1 protein-coding gene is annotated in these 22,165 nt (G+C 41.7%); it reads right to left on the bottom strand.

Translation table 11 applies throughout. From position 1 onward, the window contains the following. Window positions 1–179: 179 nt before the first annotated feature. Window positions 180–22,085 (bottom strand): MBG domain-containing protein, encoded by a 21,906-nt coding sequence (locus T456_RS0101970; RefSeq protein ID WP_024864676.1) that lies wholly within the window; start codon window positions 22,083–22,085, stop codon window positions 180–182. Between the last annotated feature and the right edge of the window lie 80 nt (window positions 22,086–22,165).

Here is a 22,165-nt window from a genome sequence, read left to right as displayed (position 1 = left end):
GGATTATTTCGCGCTTACGTTGTAATCAACAAAAGTTACATATCCAACAGACAAACCATCTCAAAAAGCTCCACCCAAGTCAGAAAAAAAACTCAGAAAAAACAAATACCCCCGACCTGTATCTCTTCAAGCCGAGGGTATTTCTTTGGAAATGTATTATGAAGTTTTACCACCCTGAATTAATTGGTTTCCTGATTACTATTACCATTTGCCTTATCAGCAACATATCGAGTCTGAAGAATAATCAGAATACCTGCAATAAGTATCAGTGCAAACCATAAGCTGTAGCGTCCGAAGAAGCGTATACTTCCCATATGCTCCGTAAGGATCAGGAGTATCAGAGATGCAACTGATGTTACAATCACATATGGCTTACCCCACTTCTTTCTCTTAAGGAATGCCAGAATTCCAAATGCAATAACTGCCAGCGTTGCCAGGAAGTCAAACAGTATGAATCGTCTTATCTCAACTGATAAAGGCTTTCCATCTGCGGCAATTACATAACCATACGGATCAAGCATACCTTTAAGTTCTCCCTGTGTATCACAGATCAGCTTATAATCCATGTCGGGATCGCCAACAAATGTGAGATTACCATCAGTAATACCTTCACTTGGTATGAGCATAATTCTACCGTCTTCATCCACAGTAAGAAGATAATAATCTCCTGATGGATAATTCTCTCCATCCTCAAGATCAATGGATATTATTGCATATCCTGAACCATCTCCATCTGTTGCAGTTTCTTTAATGTTTACATAACCCAGATCCTTAAGTCCCGGTGCTACCTCTTTTAACTTATCAATAGCATCTTCAAGAGCATTCTTTATAGATGTCGGTAACTCTTTATCCGGATCCTTGGATACACTTGCATCAACAATAGGTAACTCTTCTTTCTGATCCTTGGATACCTCTTCACCTGTGTCGTTATTTACAGGCTTTGTCTCCTCGGTTGGAGGAACTTCACTCTGGTCAGATTCTGTATCTTTTGAAGTTTTACCTTTATTTGTTGTTCCCGGTTTAACCTCTTCAGCAGGAGTTGCCGGTGTAGGCTTCTTTTCAGGTGTAACTACTGCAGCTTCAGCTGTATCTGATCCTGAGTTATCAGAAGCTGATCCATTATCAGAGCTGTTATTATCAGGCTTAACCGGAAGCGTATCCTTATATGCTATCGCATATGTTGAGAATCTGTCTGTCCAGAAGGTCAGTGTATTGTCACCATTTTCCTGTGGTGTGACAACAGTCGTTTCTCCACCATGTACTATAACGATATAATAGCTTCTTGTTCCACCCGAAGGCACTGCACCAAAGGAAGCAGGGATTTCAACTGTAATCTCAATCTCATCATCCGTTTCGGTAAGACGCTTATTGCTCTTTACACTTCCATCAACAGTTATTGTCTTGAACAGTCCGATATCAAGATACATGATGTCATCAGCATCAACAGCGCTTGTAACCTTAGCCTTGTCTGATGAAGAAACAGAACTGTCAATATTTGTAACACTCAGATAGACTGTTACTTCGTAGGTCTTTCCTGTAGCAACTGCAGTCTCAAGATACTGTTTCTCTGCAGTACTGAGCATATCGGCTGCCATTTCTTCAGTCAGGTTCTTGACATTCATTTCAGGTACGTTATCTGCAAAACGAACCTCTGTAATGATATCACCATATCCATCAGCACTCTTAATACCTGTACCATTAGATATTTCCTTTGTCTTATTTCCGGAAGTATCTTCATTCTCAGTTACTGTGTGAATTATAGTCTTGCCTTCATCATCAGTAGTAGACGTCCTTGTTACAGTTGTCTTATCTCCGCCGGGTTCTTCAGTTACGACAATACTCTTATTTGTTGTCTTTTCATCTGTCACATTACCCGATGCATCCTTGATAACTTCTTTGGTCGTCTCATTTGTAGTCGTGACTTTATTTCCGCCTTCTTCGATCTCTCTGGTATCTGAGGAAATAGTGGTCTCTACAGTTCCGGTAGGCTGTCCACTCGCGTCCTTTGTGGTCTCTGTTGACTTAACCGTAGTTGTCTCATAAGGCTTTCCATTAGAATCGGTACCGGTCGTTGTCTTTGTCGTTGTTTCTGTCTCGGTATAACCGGTGATATTTCCTTTTCCGTCCTTAATGGTTTCCTCAGTATTCTCCTCAGTAGTTGTGATTGTCTTACCATTATTGAAGTTCTGGGTAGTGGTACTGGTATGAGTTTCCTTGTCCTTTTCCTCGATTACTTTACCATCTTTATCCTTTGTCACTTCCTTGCCGGTTGTCTCAGAAGTTTCGGTCACAGAGCCGTTAGGATTTGTTGTCTTTGTACCTGCTGTTGTTACATCCTCCTTTTCAGTTGTTGTACCATCAGCATTATTCGTCACAGAGCCATCCACATGCTGAGTTGTTGTGTTTCCGTCCGGATCGGTTGTCTTTATCTCGTAATCATATTCCTTATTACCGGACTCATCAGTTGTGGTTGTTCCTGTTGTTTCAACAACGGTTACGTCTCCGGTATCCGGATCGATGGTTGTCTCATTGCTACTTTCCTGTGTTTTAGTTGTTCCGTCCTTTTCTTTAGTTGTAGTCTCTGTAGATTCTGTATGAACAGTCGTACCATCAGGCCTTGTAACGTCTTCTTCTCTTACAGTAGTCGTTGTACGGCCATCTGCAGAGGTTGTTGTTGTCTCTTCAGCAGCTACATTAGTCACATCACCATTTTCATCCGTAATAGTCTCACTAATGTTACTTGTATCAGTGATAGTGCCATCAGGATTTGTCTGAACAGTTCCGGCGATAGTCTTCTCAGACTTTTCACCATTTGGATAAGTAGTTGTCTCATCAGTAGTGTAGGACGTTGTCTTACCATCTACTGAAGTGTTGGATGTTGTCTCGGAAGTTGTTGTTGTCACATTACCTGAAGGATCTTTTGTAACTTCTGTCGATGATTCATATGTACTTACAGAGCCATCATTGTTTACATTACTCTCTCCCTCTGTTTCGGTTACTTTAACTGTTCCATCAGGATAAGTCACAGTTGTATCTGTTTCATACTCTGTCGTTCCGTTTTCATCTGTAGTAGATGTTGTCTTGGTCTCCGTAACAGTATTATTGCCGTTTGGATCTGTGACTGTTTCCTTGGTTGTCTCTGTAACAGTCTCACCAATTATATTATCTTCAGCATCCTTTACAGTTTCAGTTTCCGTCGTTTTCTCAGTTGTTGTAACTGTTCCACCGGCAGTCTTTTCTGTCTCCTTCGTTTCTTCGGTCTTGTTTACAGTAGACTCTCCTGTTTCAGGATCAGTTACTTTTGTTACAGTTTCCTTGTTTTCTGTAACAGACTTATTTCCGGAATCATCTACTGTAGTGACAGTTGTATTCTCTACCTTCTCCTCAACTTTATTACCATCCTTATCAGTTGAAGTCTTGGTAGATGTATCTGTCTCTGTAGTAACGGAATTGCCATTAGGATCTTTTGTTGTTACGACCTTTGTCTCCTCTTTTTCAGTAACAGGCTTTCCATTTTCATCTTTAGATGTATTGGTGGTCGTATCAGTCTGAGTTGTTACATCTCTGCCCTGAGCATCCTTGCCCTTTGTGGTCTCATGCTCTGTAACAGTAACATCACCGGTTTCCTTATCGGTATACGTCTGTTTCTCGCTATCCGAGGAAGAACCATTTGCATTTTCCGTATGGGTGTTCTCTGTTACCAAGGTTCCTATTTCGTTACCTTCTGCATCCTTTATTGTTGAGGTCGCATTTTCAGTATTGGTTTCTGAGATCACATTTCCGTAATTATCGGTCTTTACTGTAGTGCTCTCAGTTCCTTCGGTATGAATGTTCTCCTTGATATTACCGGATGCATCCTTAACAGTAGCATCCTCAGTGACAGTTGTTGTTGATGTTTCTGTCTTGTTACCTGATGCATCTGTACTGGATGTAGTCTCGGTTGTCTCCTCGGTATGAGCTTCAGTGATTTCTGTTACTTTTCCTGAGCCATCCTTAGTCGTAGTTGTTGAATCAGTAGTTGTGGTCTCAGTAGTTGTATCACCGCTTGTTACTGTAGTTGTAGTAGAGTCACTCACAGTTGTCTCTGTCTGTGTAACCTTACCTGTAGGATCCTTAGTTGTTTCAGTAACAGTCTGTTCTGTGGCTGTCGTTGTATTTCCCTGATCATCGGTAGTTACTGTTGAATAACCGGTAACCTCAGTAGTAACAGAAGCTCCATCAGGCTCTGTAACTGTCTCATTGTCTTTTTCTTCCACAGTCTTAGTGCCATCACCATTATCTGTCGTCTTTGAAGTGTTTTCGGTCTTAGTAACAGAACCGTCATCATTATTGGTTATGGTATTGGTCTTCTCCTCAACCACATCGTGTCCGGCTTCATCCTTAGAGTTTACTGTCTCTGAATAGGAACTGTTGCCCTCATTGTCAGAAGATTCAACTATCCTTGTAGTCTTGTCGATTTCCTGAGTTGTTCCGTCTTCACTTATAGTTTTCTCTGTTTCGGTTGTTGTACTGTTTGTATTGCCATCGCTATCTGTGATGGTCTCGGTTTCCTTAACTGTCTCTTTGATTACAGGATTTCCATGCTCATCCTCATCAGCGATTTGAACAGTTTCCTTCACAGTATCTTTTGTTCCGACAACATTTCCTTCAGAGTCAATAACAGGCTCTGATTTCTGTGTCGTTTCTTCTGATGATATAAGGGCTCCGTCAGAATCCTTAACAACTGTTGAATCAGTTTCGGTTACGGTAATATTTCCGTTAGTCGGATCAACCTCAGTCTTCTCTGAATCTACATTTGTAGTAACATTACCATCCGAATCCTTCGTAGTTGTCTCTGTCTCTTTCAATGTCTCAGTGATGTCGCCGTCTGAATCTGTCTTTACTCCAGTAGTCTCTTTTATGGTATTGCCATCACCATCTGTCGTAGTAACAACAGTAGACTTCTCGGTAGATCCGTTAGGATTCTCCTTATAAGTATCCTTAACATCCTCATCATATTCATCTATGATTTCGCCGGATGCATCCTTTACAGTAACATGGGATGTCGTCTCAGTTTCACTGCTTGTTACCTTACCTGATTCATCCTTCTTTTCAGTAACTTTAGTTGTCTCATCAGTCTCTTTTTCAGTAGTAGAGATAACATTGCCTGATTCGTCCTTAACTTCTGTTGTTTCAGTTACCTCACTATCAGTCGTCACTGTAACTGAACCATCCTGATTAGTCGTTGTTGTCGAATCCGACTTCGTCGTTGTTGTTACGGTCTCCGATCCTGTAACATGACCTTCTGTATCATAAGACGTTGTAGTCTCCTTCTCAGTGGTCTCAGATGTTGATGTTCCATCCTGCTTCGTTACAGTCTTATCTTCAACTGTTGTCTTTGTTTCTTCTTTAGTTCCATCAGGATTTGTAACAGTAGAAACAATATCTGTACTTGTTGTTGTTACCTCTGATCCATCGGCTGCTGTTGTAGTATTACTATCTGTTGTTACCTCCGTCTGAGTAACGGTTCCGTCAGCTCCTATATCAATAGAACCATCTGTAACCTCTATCTTTGATGTACCATCAGGATTGTCGGTTGTCTTGGTTATAGTATAGTCTGAGTTACCGTTTTCATCTGTTTCGGTTTCTTTTTCTGTTACTACCTTTGTTGCATTTCCACTTTGATCTGTAATGGTCTCCGTAACTGTTTCATCGGTTTTGGACGATGTTATATTTCCATCTCCATCCTCATGAGTAACAGTTGTACTATCAGTCTCAGTTATGACAGTATTGCCATTACTATCAGTGTGTGTTTCAGTACTCTGAATGTCAGTAGTTACAGTCTTATTACCGTCTTCATCAGTTACGGTCTTTTCTGTAGTTGTTGAATCTGAGATTGTGTTGCCGTCTTCATCTTTAATCTCAGTGTCTTTAACACTAACCTCAACCTCGCTTCCGTCCGCATAGGTAGTTGTTTCGGTTGAATCTGTGTTCTTTACAGTTATCGTTTTACCATCTTCACCAGTAGTTTCAACCTCGGTCGTAGTCTCAGTCTTTACTGCTCCGGAAACATACTCTCCGTTTTCATCAGTCACTACAGATTCTGTGGTTTTGGTTATTTTGCCGTTATCATCAACAACTGTATCTGTTGTTGTAGTAGTTGTCTCAACCAGTTTACCATCTGCATCCTTCGTCTCTGATATTGTTTCAGTATGTGTTCCGCCTGCTGTTGAACTAGTTGTAGTGGTTGTTATTGTGCCGTCGTCATTTACTACAGTTGTTGTCACAACATCAAGCATAGTCAATACGCCGGGCTCGAAAGTTATATCATAATTAGCTGATGTATAACCACTTACATTAACAGCATAAGTACCGGCACCATCTCCCCTTGTATAACTAAAGGTGTAGGTAGGAGTTCCGATGAGTACACTCATGTCATCAAGGCCTCTGAAGCCATCACAGGTAACACCTTTGCCTACAGGGTCTTCACTGGTACTGCATACAAAATCATTTGCCTTAATAACAAGAGGCGCCTTATCGATGATTATAGCTTTGCTTCCGTCAAGAAGTATGTTTCCATCACTATCTACTACGTAGTAATAAATTGTTTTACTTCCTGCTTCTTTAATCTCAGGACTCTTTTCAGATGCCACGCCGCTTGCAATTGCAGCAGCAAGTTCATCTTCATCATCGTATTTCTCGGTGCTGTAAATGACCTTTGCTCCGTTTAAGGTTGTGTCTTCCGGATCCTCTGCACTTACATTTACATTGATGCCATGGTAGTCACCATCATACGTTCCGTCAAATTCTGTCTCACCCGTGACATCAGCTGTTACAGAAATTGCTGTTTCTGTGAGTCGCAGCTCTCCGGGAACAAGCCTGATCTCATACAGGTCATCTGCTGTTATCAGATTTCCTTCAAGATCAGATTCTGTGTAGTTCTTAGCCTGACTGTAGCTTTGAGATGAAACGGTTACCTTCTCAAACTCTACATTGTAACTTCCCGCAGTTGATGTTGTATCTGCGTTAGTCTTAAGAACTGCTGTTACCCTGTCTCCGGTTGCTATATCTCCGGCTATGGAATAAGCTCCGTTCAGATTAACAGCCTCTCCTTTCTTTTCAGTAAGCGAATTTGCATAAATAATGAGACTTCCCTTATCAATTACAAATCCTACAGGAGTTCCTGTTATGCCTGAATAGTCTGCTGTCTCCGGCACAACTGCACGTACATAGTATGTACCCGGAGTCGAAGGCTTAGTTGTAGTGAATGGTCCGTTATAGCTTGTCGCATACTCGTAAGTTGCACTGCCGAATTCAGGTACAGCCTCAGGATCATTTGCACCTTCACCGTATTGCCAGTTCGAAATTGTAAGAGGCTCGGCAAAAGAGTTTGTTCCGCTCTTAATTGTCCAGGACCTTACAGAAGCATCCGGATCAATACTATAATTTGAAGCCTTAGAGCCGGTCAGCTCATTAACAATTGCAGTGTAAGTGCCAACATTCGTAGCTGTACTTACCTTGCCCTCTGCAGCACTATTTACATAAGTAACTCCAAGCTTGTCACCGTTTACTGAACCTACAGGTGTTGCAGTTATCGAAAGCTCTTCTCCTGTGTAAGTGAAGATATTCTTGGTCCAGGTAAAGGTAACAGGCTTCTTCTCTACTGTCAGAGTTCCATCTACATATTCATAGGTATAGTTATTAAGCGCAGGTGTTGATGCCGGTGTGATATCGTAATTGCCAATCGGATCAAACTGCTCATAGCTGTAAGAAACTGTACTTGTAATGTTAAGGCTTTCTATGCTCTCGCCTTCGATAAAGCCAGCAACTGTCACGCTTCCACTTGCAGGCACTTCATCTCCATAAGTAACTGTCTGATTTGAAGCTGTGACTGTAAGTGTCTTAGGCTCAATTGTTACCTGCTTGCTACCGCTTACAGGGGTGCTGCTGTTAGATGCAACATAATAGTAAACAGTGTAAGCTCCTGCATCTTTGAAGGTCGGAGCAGTCTTTGAGCCGATACCATAGTTATTATCTGTAAGCTCAGTGGTACTATAACGCACAACTGCAGAAAGATCGCCAAATGTTTGAACGTCTATTGTATGGGGATCACCATCATAAGTGCCTATGTATTCAGATGCACTTACTGTGAGTGTTCCTTCGGTCCTTGTAATGAAATATGTGCCGGGTACATAAGTAATATCATAGTTTCCGGCAGCTGCTCCTGTTGCCTCAGTAAACGTAATAGGATACTCTCCAACAGCTGAAGAACTGGTTGCTGTTGTAGCCATGTTAATCTGAACCACATCGCCCTGCTTGATTTCACCACTCATTGTATATGTGAGAGGTAAAAGGGTCTTTCCATACGGGCTGTCTTTATCAGCAGCGATAACAGTAAGAGGTCTCTTAGAGATTGTAAAGGTATCAAGAGGACTCTCTATCGGATCAAAGTTATCCGTACCGGGTATTATTGCCTTTACTGCGTAATCTCCGGGTGTTGTAGGAGGAGTAGTGTCAAGATCTACCGAGTAATCACCATCATTGCCCTTTCCATAGTAGTTAAATACAGGGGTTCCGCCCTGTGTCGAAGTTGCAGAAGGAGTCTTAGGTGTATCGCCGTAAGTCCAGCCATCTCCCATGCCAAGATCACCTGAAGCTGCAGGGCCTGTAAACTCGTTACCGGTTCCCTGTCCACCTTCGCCACCGGTTGCCTTATTTACTGTAAGAGTGCCATCTTCATATATGATTCGGCAATTGTCTTTTGCTGTAAGGCCATAAGCTTCTATTGCATATGTCCCGACGTTGTCTCCGGTTTTATATGCCGTCATGTAGCTGATTTCAGCCGGATCTGCTACGTATGTGCCTATAGACTCAGTAACATCCTCTCCAAGAGTTCTGCCTGTATCAGCATCGTAATAAGCCTGATTTGCATATGATCTAGCCTTGAAAGCAAATGCTGCAGCCGGTTGTCCGTAGTATATAGTCTGATCAGCAGGTTTAATTACTACGATAGTCTTTCCTGCTACCTCTGTTTCAGAAGGAGACGTATTATCCTTAACAATCGACCACTGATGATTTGAAGTAGCATCATCTATTGCGTAGTTAGCTGCCTTGCTTCCTGCCAGCTTTGTAACCTGTGATGTATATGTACCGGCCTCAATTGCTCTGTATGCATGATCTGTAAAGAGACCATCATGCTCTCTATACTCACCAATTGTTACATCATCACTACCGTATACATCAGCAGCTTTTATTGTTGCAGTGTAGTTTAGTTCAGAACCGGTATAAATGAGTTCATTTGTCTCAGGCCATTCGAATGTAACAGCCTTTGGCTCTACTGTAATTATTCCTGCCTCGTAGCTGATTGCATAATTGTCTGCGCTGAGGCCTGATGCAGTAACTGCATATGTTCCTACAGGTGATCCTGCTGCATAAGTTGTTGCAAATGCTGCTGTTCCTGTAATAACAGATGCATTATCTCCACCCTTAAATCCTGTATAAGTAATGCCGGAATCTGTGAGTGTAGGTATAGCATCGCCATATGTAATACTCTGCTCAAAGTTAACTTTTGCTGTCAGAGGCGCCTTTGTGACTTTTGCTGTAAAAGAACCTGTAACAGGTGCATAGTTATCGCAAGTAGCGCAGTAATATACAGTGTACTCTCCTACATTTTTACAGGTAGGAACAGTCTGGGCATCAGAGTTCTCGGAAGCAGCGAAGTCGCTTGCCTCTTCCTCAGATTCTGTACTGTAATATACCTTTGCAAATGTCAGGAACTTACCGGTCTTAACAGTTACTTTTCCGGCGTCATGTGCATTGCCGTCATAGACGCCAATGTAAGGTTCTGTTGAAACTGTCAGTATTGCCGGACCAATTGTATATGTTCCATTTACTACAGTGATGCTGTAGCAAGGATCAGCCTTATACTCAATGGTTGTAGGATAAGTTCCCTGAGGGGATGTCTTGGTAGCGGTTGTTGTTGCCTCTACCTTAAGTCTTTCTATCTCTTTTGCATTGAGATTTCCTTCTGTAAACTCGTAAGTCAGTAACATGATATCGCCGTTATATATACCGGCTCCATCTCCTGCTTTTATGGTTACTGCTTTAGGAGTGATTGTGAACGGTACTTTTACGGCACTACCTGCATAGTTTCCTTCAGACTTAGGAGTGATAACAATATTAGCTTCTCCAGTACCGGCATTTGGATACTCATAAGTAATCTCAAAGTCATCTGTCAGATCATCCGGTGAAATCAGACCTGTGTAATCAGGAGTAACCTTGATCTGTGGTGTAGGCTGAATCGGATTGCCATCAGCATCTACATCATACTCATAAGATGGCTTTGTGTTTGGCTTATCTGTATCCAGCGCAAACATCTCAGGTTTAAGACCCTCGTCTTCTCCTGATCCGCCCTGTCCTCCGGTTCCTGAGGATGCAGTTACGGTCATAGTTCCATTGACATAAGCAAAGTCGTAATTACCGGAAGAAAATCCTGAAGGAACAATTGCATAATCACCTTTCTTACCATTTACTGCTCCCGGAGCGTAAGGCTTATTAGTATCAGGATAACCATTTGTGTCCTTGGCGTAGTAGTTGTATGTTGCACTTCCGCTAAGGCTCTCTATTGTATCGTCACCCTTAAGTCCTGTAAGAGTAACGCCGTTATTGGCAGCTGCTTTTCCATAAGATATTGTGCTGTCTTTAGCTGTGATTGTAAGAGGTGTCTTGTTTATAAGTACATAGGCACTTCCGCTTACAGGAGCAAAGTTATCAGATACGATGTAATAGTAAATCGGCTCACCGGGTGATGTGATTGCATCTGTATAAACAGGGCTTGTTGTACTTCCGCTTCCATAATTGCCTGCATTAAGTGGCTCTTTGCTGTAGTAAACCGTATATGTACCAGGATTTACTATATTACCTGCAGAATCCTTAACAACAGGCGGATTGATTCCATGTCCCCGGCCATCGTAGGTAGCATTCACACTGCTTGAGTGATCAGGATCATCCGACACTGTCATGGAAGCCTTAGTAACGGTGTAAGTACCTGCTACTACATTAACCTTAATATTTCCATCTGAAGTTATATATGACTTATCGTACTCAGTCAGCTCGTTGAAGTTGGACGCATTTATTATGTCAGTATGTGCTATTACATACTTTCCTGCAGGTGATGTGATCTTACCCTCTCCATCAACTTGTACGTTTGTGGTTATAATGTTGCCAAGTCCAAGAGCTGTCTTCTCATCAGCGGATACGGAGCCCTTCATAACCTGATAGTTGTAATTAAGCTCAAGGTCTGATCCATGTGCAGATGACTGGTCAAGGCATGTCACCACTACTTCAGCAGGATAGATTGTAAATTCGTAAATCTGTTCTGCAGTAGCTTCAAGCCTGTTGTAATTGTCTCCTGCTTCAACAACTGCAAATAGACGATAGGTACCTGCTTCAGTTGGTACATTAGGAGTCTTAGGATTAAAGATAGTCCAATCTGTAATACCATCTTTCTTCTCCTGGTACATGAACTCAATGTTACCAAACTTAGCTGCTCCGATCGGTTCAGGCGCAGTATCTCCATAGTACCAATCAGAAATTGAAGGCGTTGTAGTAAATACATTGTCTGCCTTTACAATAGACCAGGCATGACTTGTAGTAGCTGTCTGAGAAATGCTGTAATTAGCTGCATCTGCACCGGTAAGCGCCAGCGCCTCAGCAGTATAATTACCAACCACTGTTGCATAGCTTACTTTCTTGTTTGCAGGATCATTAGTATATGAACCAACACTTACTACATCTCCTGCATATTCAATATCAGTAGTCGTCACTTCCGCATTATAATCAATCCTGCTACCTGTGTAAGGAATCGCATTAGCTGCAGGCCATGTAAGTCCAACAGGTTTCTTAGTAATTGTCAGTTTACCTGTTGATTCGAAAATGAATTCGTAATCAGCATTTTCAGCTGCTCCACTCTTAAGAGCAAGAGATATATTGTAAACTCCTACACCTCTCATTGAAGCATCAGTTGAATCGTAAGGTACTGTATAGGTAACATTACCTGACAAATATGTATTTATTGCTGCAATTTGCTCAGGAGTAAGCGAAGCACTTCCTACTTCAGCAGTTGGTGCATAGGTAACAGTAATACTGTCTTTAGATGTTCCGTAAACAGCTGAAACATCGTTAGCCTTTACATGAACTATCTTCTTACTTGCAGTATGAGGTGTTACTACAAATGGACTTCCGCCAACTACAGGATTGTAGTTGTTAGAGCCCGGAGTATATCCAATGCCAATATAATCACCTGCAGTTGTCGGAGCTGTACCTATAGGCTTTATAAATGAATTTCCATCTGTATACGTACTTCCTGTTACTGCAGCTGCCTGTGTATTCAGATTTTCAATTGCATAAGGAACAGACATGCCTGAATCAACAAGTGTTTTAATTTTTTCAATCAGATCAGCAGGAGAAGCGTTTGTCTTTCCTGTAATCGCATTCAGAATGCTCTGATCAACAGGTGCATAGTAGAAATTACCGGAATCTAATGTTCCTCCGTATATATCCTGTCCAACCGGTGTAGGATTTCCACCAACAGGGAAGTCCGGTACTGATGGAGCAACTACCCAAGGATTTCCATCACTGTTTGTAGCCTTTCTGATTTTGAATGCATGCTGGATAACTGCAGTATTGTCATTCATGAATACATAATTTCCGGCATCACTACCGGCAATACCTGTAACCTTGGCATTATAATTACCAACGTCTATTGCAGATTCCACGTTGTTATAACCAACATCAGCGATAGTGATACTTCCTGTTGTGTCATAACCACTTACATATACATCATCACCATCAAATACTCCGTTAGGAACAGCCTTGAGTCCCTGTGCTTTTCCGTTATATACAAGTATTTCTGGTTCAGCAGTAACTGCCACTCCATCTGTTGTTTCCCATGTATATGATGTAATGGGCTTAGCATAAACTGTCAGTTCTCCTGAATAGTATGTAACATCATAGTTATTTAATGGCGCAGTTAAAAGAGCTTCATTTGAAAGCTTAGGTGTTATTACATATCCGCTACCTATATCATCTCTGGCTTTATAAGATGATGTATAGGTAACAGCTCCTTCAATTCCTGATCCGAATGCTGAAATAACCGCAGCTTTAAATTCTGCAGCTGAATCGAAACCTGCTATCGCTCCATCACCACTGCCTGCGAAAGTCAAATGTTGAACGTTGCTCTCTGAAAGTTCAGTCAATGACTGCCCGTAAGTCAATGTGCGATCTTCAGCAGTAACCTTAAGAGGAGCTTTTATAATACTTATAGTCGCAGTTCCTGTTATGCTTCCTTCATAATTGTCTGCTACTACGCAGTAATATACAGGATACGTTCCAGCATTAGTTTGCTTAAAGGAATCAATATCTTGTTCTTCACCTGCAGCAGCTTTTTCTTCTGCATCAGCCACGCTGGTTGAACTGTAGTAAATCTTTATGCTTTCATTCTCTGCATATCCCGAGGCACTTACAGATACACCATGAGCTTGTCCGTCATATACTCCTGTATATCCTTTTACGACAACATTAAGAGCAGCTGAAGCAGCCAGCTTGGTTATAGTATAATCAGCAGGAACAACAGTTACTTCATAATCAGGATTTTCATTGTAATCAATTATTATCTGACGCGGATAAGTCTTAGCTGCATATCCTTGCTTAACAGTAGTGTAAACACTAATTGCCAACTCGTCTTCATCGCTCGGAGTCTGTATAAGTTCTCCTTCTGAATCAAACTGGAAGTTGCCATCAGCATCCAAAACAGCCTCGGCACCACCATATATCTCGCCTTCAGTTATCTGGTATTTACCAGTAACAATAGCTATGGCTTGTCCATAAACGCTGCTTGCCGGCAAAGCCTCAATTATAAGAGGCGCCTTGCTAATGGTAAATGTCTTTGTCTGCTCTCCGGTATAGTTAGAAGTCTCTTTTGCTCTAAGTGTTACTGTAGCTGTACCAGCATGAAGGTTGTTTGAATAAATCACATCATAGTCACTTCTGCTGATAATATTCTCTGAATCAGGTATATCAGATGCCTGAGCATAAGGCTCATGGTAATCTCCGTTATAAGCTGCAGAATCATACCTTAAAGTTATCGTCGCATGAGAAATTTCTCTCTTAAGTATTTTGGCCGTAACAGGCTCGGTTGGAGTAAGTATATAGTTAGATGAACGATCTCCCGATGCTCCTGTTCCAAGTGATATTCCGGATACGTCAACCCTTATGCTGTCTGAAGCATTAGCGGAAATAAACTCAGCAGAGTCAGCTGTGAACTCAACATATTTCTTGTCCGCATCCATTATTCCGTAGAGCTGAACGCCACTCTTATCGAGAGTTGCACTTGTTGTGCCATCATACTCTTTGTTCTGTGCTGTAAGTCCAAATACTTCTACAGTTGCCGGTTCAATGGTATAAGTTCGTGTAATAGATCCGCTATAATCTCCGCATCCTTCTATTGTAATTGTTACAGTACCTGCGTCTATTGCATTATTCTTAGACCCATCACTACCATATGCTGTATAGCGATCAGTTTCATGATTTGAATTGCTGTATTTCAGAACATAGTCTTTTTCTTCCTGCAATACTACGCTTGCAGGTGCATCGCTTCCTGCTTTGACTGCATAAGACCTGGTAATGGTTACAGTAGGTGTCTGGATCTCTGAATTGTAGGTATATGTATCTGAAGATAGTACTACCTTTATATCATCTCCAAGATCAGAGAATCCGGTACTCTGCCAGGTAGCTGTTGCTGTCATTGTGCCATCCATTGTCAGAGTATCATCTTTGTTTTTTAAACCTACTGTTCCATTATTTCCTGCAATTGCATTGGACTTTGTAACTGTCCAACCAATAAAGGTCTTTCCACCATTAGTAAGATTTCCCTTATCAGCAAGAGTTGCTGTGGCCGGAATACTTGTTGATCCATAGCGATATACAATTGCATCTGTTGGAAGATCGCCGTCTTCATTATCTACACTCTTTTTATAGGTAAGAGTGAAATAGTTGAGATTTGTTGTCGATCCGGGCTGTAAATCACCGATAATCTCTCCGTCTACAGAAAGAGTTTTTGCACCGGTTTCTGTAGAGACGTACAGATATGTTCCGGGTCCGGCTTTAACCATCTCCTCCTCGCCCAGGATAACTGTTCCAATATCAGATGTAGTTCCGTCAAGAATGGTATTAACCCTGGTAGTATATCTATTGATAGTATGTGATACTGAATTTCCGGAAGCAAAATCAACTGTCTTGCCGGTGCTGATATTATCAACATAAAGGGTATACGAAGTAGAACTGCTAAGCCCTGTTACGGTATATACCGCATTACTTGCGCCGGCTGCAGCACTTGTTTCCATATATATCTTGTTACCATCACCATCCATCAGATAGACAGATCCGATATCGCCTGCTGTAAGACCATTCAGGGTAATATTGGCAGTTATCGTCTTATAGGTAACTACGGTTGTAGTTCCCCATTTGGCATCAATTCCGGTCTCTACACCATTTACACTTATCGGATAACTACCCTTATCCGAATTTGTAATTCTTGGTGACGAAATATAGATTTCTTCTGTTGAACCATGAGGTTTTGAAAGTGATGGTCCACCATTTCCGAGTGTTACAACTGTTGGTGTATAGCCAACAATCTTTACTTTTGCTGTTTCAAAATTAACTGTTGTTGCACTATTGTTGCTACTAAGCGGATTAAGAGTTATCCCTAATCCATCTAATGTTGCAGATGAAGATAGTTGTGATGTTGAAGTATATTTGTAAACTCCATTTTCACCATTAATTGTTGCAACTGCGTTGCCACTACTGTTCTTTAAAACTAAAAGTCCTGCATTTTGCTGTGAATTATCTACCCTTGCTGTAACTGTGTATGTATAGTATGTCTGAGATCCTGATGAACCACCGCCGGATGTAGATATTGCATTAACAGACAGCGTCTCTGATGTATCTGAAAGACCTGTCTTTGATGTAACCATTGCTGTAAACTCAATATTACCGAAGGCATATTGAGGAATTACTACAGACTGTCCCTGTCTGAAATATGTTGTTGTAGCGCTTGTGATAAGTGAATCACCTGCAGACGAGTTGGCATACTTCGTAAGCTTCCATCCCTGGAAATAATAGCCTGCCTTAGCAGTATAGGTTGGAAGTATTATCTTTTGGCCAGTATTGCCACATGTATATGTTGTAATATTAGGTGTTGTATATGTTCCATAGTTATTGTTGTTAACATAACTAATTGTATAAGCTGTAGGAACTCTTGTTCCGGAGCTTGTAGAAGATGAAGAGCCTTTGTTTCCGCCATTTCCTCCACCGGCTCCGGTTCCACCTACAGTATTAAAAGTGGTTCCTCCATCAACACTAGCAATTCCGCCCTGATCATAACCATGATTATTGGTTGCGCCGTTTCCACCGTTAGTTATTCCTTTTCCGCCGGCTCCGCCACTACCCGGGCCACCTTTGCATCCTGCATTCGTCTGAAGAGCTCCGCTATATCCTGATACAAAGGGATTTGTTTTTTCTCCGGATCCGTAAGTACAACCTCCCTGACCGCCGGAACCTCCGCCGGCTCCGCCGCCACCACCGGAACCAATATTTGCAGCGGAACCACCGCCGCCACCGCCGCCGCCGGCTCCACCGCCACCGGCGATCTCATATCTGGTACCTGATTTATCACCGCTTCCCCAAGCGCTACTCTTGACACCTACGTCAGCTCCGGGCGTACCGGCACTTCCACCGTCTCCGGCTGAACCACCTTTTGCGTTTACTTTAACATTGCCCTTAGTATATACAGTGCCTCCTGCTGATCCGCTACTTCCGTCACTTCCGGGGTTTCCTGATTTGGGGGTTTGAACAAATTCTTCTGCACCGGGACATTCAGTTCCATAACCTGTAGCGCCACCACCGGCTCCGCCTTCGCCTCCGTTTCCACCTATTCCGGCTCCGGCTCCACCACCGCCGTAACCGCCACTACCACTATTTCCACCTTGCTTCATTGATCCATCTGTCAGATTGCCACTTGATCCTGTACCACCTAGACCGCCATTAGCCGCATTACCGCCGGTAGCATTAAGCGTTCCATCCCCCATCAGATAAAGTTTGGAATTTGAAGGGAGATAAATACCTGCTCCACCGCCGGCAGTTCTTTTTCCATGACCACCTTTTACAGTAAGCGTGCATCCACTCTTGATATAAATTGTTACGGATGAATTACTTGGAACAATTAAACCATTCGCTCCTGCTGTTTCCGAACTATCAAATGTCTTGTTAGTATTTAAATAGTAATATTTTCCGTTTTGAAGCGTTGCACCTGCAGAAAGTGTATTGAGATCAATCCAGTTATTGCTGTCAGTACTCATTATTGGATCACCTGCAGATGTTGCTGTAGTAGTGTTTCCCTTATAATCCATGACAGTAACTGTTATCTTACTGGATTCTCCCGGATTCGGAGTAAATACAAGGTAATCACGTACTACTTTCTGAGCCACATCCATTGTTGCATATGGTGAAAAAGTCAGAATATTTGTGTTGGAATCAAAACTTCCGCCATTACTTGTAACACCCGAAAGCGCAGTAATACTGCTAATCCCGGTGTTATTGAACATAATATATTTTATTGTATTTCCCGACTCAAATCCTGATATAGAAAGATTTGCCAGTCTAAAGCTTGTTCCGTTATTAGACTGTGCTCCACTTGCATTTGTTCTAACAAAACCATTGATCTTAACTGTAGGCTTAAGGAAATGTGCATACAGCTTGGTATCTTTAGTTATAGCTGTTGCAAAATTAAATGCTGTATAAGATGTTTCCGTAGGCGTCCATGTGCCTGTACTCCAGCCTGCAAAGGTAAAACCTTCGACATACTCCTCCTGCGCAGGTGTATCTTTGCAACCACCGGCAACATAATGACTTGTCTTCAGGGAAGCTATAGGTTTCGTTTTATCAGGATCATTGCTTGCAAATCCATAAGAGTAGTAATCAACTATCCATGCTGTGATATTGAGAAGCTTCGCAGTACTTAGCAGATTATAATTTGCTCCTGTCACATTTATCTGATTTGTATGTAGTCTGTAAGGTTCCTCAGATGATCCGTATCCCCTTGCATATACATGGTTAGCGATATAAGTCTTTGTAGATGACGCTGTAGATGTATAAGACAAATCATATTTATCCACATCATTTGTAATAGAAAGGTCAAAATCACCAGCCGGGAATTTTGAGCATGTAACCTTTACTGTTGCAGTATAAAACTTAGCAGTTGCTTTTCTGTTTGCTGCATCCAGGCTTATTGTCTTTCCAATGTTATTCCCATTAACGTAAACATAGTAAAGCGCTGATGAATTCTTCTGTAAGATTCTTTCGTAGTATGTAGTGTTAGATGTCTTTGATACATAGTCCAGACTGCCAAGCTGATTTCCATACGCATCACAAAGAGTAACAGTCGCATCTGTCCATGGACTGTCATCCGTGATTGCAAGCTGTGCAGTATAGTAATACAATGTTGCGTTATTATTTGTCTTAGACAGATCAGTGCCTGTATCAGCACCATTAATAAATACGTCATACGTAGTTTCAGAATCGAGAATGTATTCAATGTAGGCTCCATTCGTTGATTCAACAGTATACTTGATTGCTCCTCCCTGTCTGAGAGTTACCACTCCGGGCTTTGTTGAAAGAGCATCATCAAGATACACCTTGAGAGTCAGGGTGTTGTAATTAATACTTATTGTTTTTTTCTGACTTGCTGTTGTTGCATTAAAGGTTACTGTCTGATCAGTTTTACGGTTATTTACGTAAATATCATAAGTGCCGTTAACAACCTTGGCATTTGAATATGTGCCACCACTGCCGGTCAGCGTATAAACAGAGTTTCCACTCTGATAAAGAGCTACAGTCTGTCCGCTCCAGGCTGATGAGTCTTTTGTCAGCTTTACAGTAGCTGTATTGGGAATTGGTGTCCAATGAGCATAAAAGGTTATTTTTTCAGATACATAATAAGATGCTCCACCATTTCCAAGTTTATTGCCACCCTCTGAACTGTCGTACCATCCGTTGAAAGTATAGCCATCAAGTCTTATGTTCGGAAGAGTAATTGTATTATCCTGACCATCGGTTATTTTCCTTGAATCAAGGCTTCCGGAGAGTACTTTAACATCACCGCTGGTATTCTTTACATAATCAACCTTAAATATCTTTACATTCCAGTCAACATGAATGGACTGAGAGCTTGCACTCTGGCCACCCTCACTATTTACAGCTCTGACTCTGATATAATAATCGCCGGGGTCAAGGTCTGATAAGTCACAGGAAGTACCTTGAACTTCTTTATTGTTATAACCAGCTTCCATTGTGGTAAAGTTCGGATCTTTTGATACATCGATTCGATATGTAGATGCATCAGGTACCGGACTCCATTTCACTACCCTGCCTTCATTTTCGACAACATTAACAGGAGACGGAATATTAGCAGTTATACCGGAAACACCGAATACTGACAGATTTGCTTTATTATGGGTATTCTTAATTGTGATACTGCTTATTAGCTTTGATGTATCAACATTCATTCCGGCAATACTGAATTTGATACTTTCATATTTCTTATTTTTATTGTTGTATCTCTTGTAACCACTAAGGAAACTTGTTCCTGCTACAGGGTCTGTGACCTTGGTCCAACTATCGTATACAGTAAATGATGAGGTGGATGTAGTGCCATCACTATAATTGATAGTTGTATCCATCTTTGCATCAGTTTTATCATCAACGCCACCGGCCAGTGCCAGGAAATAAACATTCTGATAAACTCCGACTGTATCGAATGTCAATGTAACTTCATTGCCGGGTTTCAGGAAGATGGAATTATCCTGATATGTTCCAACTTTAAGACTCCAAGTGATATCGTCGCTTGTAACAGTTCCATCATTACTTAGACCACCATCCTCATGATAATCTTTGGTGTACAGGCAGACATTACTGTTATTTGTCAAAGCCATGCTGGCATTATAATTAAAGGAATATACTTTCGCCATCTCTTCACCGGATGACAGAATATTGTCGGTACTCCAACCGTCCTTTACGCCAAGAGCTTGCGATACTGCACTTGAATCAGTTACGATGATCTCAATATCCACATCATCTATAGTAACAATCATCCATTCCTGACTTGAAAATGCCTGATGTGCAATGATATACCACTCTCCATCCCTGTTTTCTGCAGAGAAAAGCTCTTCATTACTGCACTGAACATCTGTAGGATCTCCTACTATCTCCACTTCGTCCAAGATATCTTTTAAAGGAATCTCGCTATCACCTGGCATAACATACTGTTTCTGTCCATATGTAAATTCAACCGTATAAATGGAGAATCCCTCTGTAGTCGCCTGGACAGCCTCAGTTGCGGCATTTGAGTTAAGTTCGTCTATGACCTCACCTGTATGATCGGCAGCATCCTCTTCAATCGCCTCAGCTGAAGGAGCAAGTTCTTTTGCCTGTGAAACTATATCATCAGTTGATACTGTCGTCGAAGTAAGACGCTCAGCTGATGATGCGCCATCGGAGATGTGATATATATCTGCTTCAAGATTTGCGTTAGATACTTCTGTCGTTGCAAAAGACACTTTGACTTTGCCCTTGGAATTGTCGGGCTGGATTTCTTCGCCATCTGAATTTAATATCCTTATATCAAAGCTATAAGAAGCAGCTACATTTCGGTCCTCATCGCGCTGCTCTTCTACTGCACTATCTATCTGACTTTGAACAGTTTCAGACTCAATCTTTGATGCCTCAAGAGTAGCATCATCAGGGAATACGCCTTCATCTGCAAGTATTGTGATAACAACGTCATCTACTGTTACAGAGCGCACGAAAGCAAACTGCTCTTTTTCCGTAATTGTTACTTTGATTTCCGGAAGAACAATTCCCTCTGCTAATTCATATTCTTCTTTTATCTCATCTGGAAGAACCGGGATATAGACATAAACATTCCCGGGTTTTTTTGAAGAGAACTCTTTTGTACTGCTCTTTTCCTCATCGAGTTCCCATGTGATTCCTTCAATTTTAAGAATTTCTGTTTCTATATTGATATCTTCTGATGTATCTTCTACATTTTCGATATCATTATCTTCATCATTATATGCATCATCAGAATTGTCTAAATCATTCTCTGCAGCAAAAACTGTTCTTGGAATAAAAAAATTCAGAACATTTGAAAAATCTATATTAAGAAACGAACCATCACCAATAGCTTCAGGAGAACCACCTTCTCCGGAGCCACTTCCTTCATCACTACTATTGTTGTTTTCGCCACCTTCGGCAGGCGCACCTGTATCTGAGCCGGAATCTCCGCCATCATTTCCGGAATCTCCGCCTTCATTTCCGGAATTACCGCCTTCATTATTGTCAGGGTTAGCAGGCTGATCACCTGCATTAGGATCTATAGGATCGCCGCCCTGTCCGGGATTGTCCCCGCCGTTTCCATCACTGCTCGTACCATCACCGGGCTCAGTACCATCACTGGGTTCAGTACCATCACCGGTCTCGCTGCCGTCACCAGGCTCCGTTCCATCGCCTTCACCATTTTCAGGATCAGTCTTTCCCGTACCATCGCCTTCAGGCTCTTTATCCTTATCACTTGCAGGCTTAACAATGGTCTTTGTTACTGTTTTAATCTTTTTCTCAACAGTTACTTCAAGACTCTCAGGGAACTTGAGCTCTTCAAAACTCTTCCCTTGTATGAGTTTCTTGTATATCGTTTCTTCATCGAGCTCTGTGAATTTGACAATAGTCTTAGACATAACTATTTCTTCCGTATTGGTCTCGGAAGTTGTATTTGTCTCATCAGACGTATTCGTTGCAGGCTCTTCACTGGATGTCGTGATCGCAGGAGGTGTTTGTGTAGGCTCCTGTGTTGGCTGATCAGGTTGCAGATCAAGATCTTCAGTACTTGCAGCATATGCTGTTATGCCGCCATAGTCTATGCTGGTAAATATCAGCGCAAATGACAGCACATATGCCAGTCCTCTCGTTGTAATGTGGTGGTGGTTTGTTTTCTTCATAATGGCAACTCCATAATTGAAAATTAATTTTGGACATAGTTATCCATATTTAAATTAATTATCAACGATGGCGCATTACA

The organism is Butyrivibrio sp. FCS014 (genome assembly GCF_000526935.1).
Lineage (GTDB): Bacteria > Bacillota > Clostridia > Lachnospirales > Lachnospiraceae > Butyrivibrio.
This window is presented reverse-complemented; position numbering and strand designations above follow the sequence as displayed.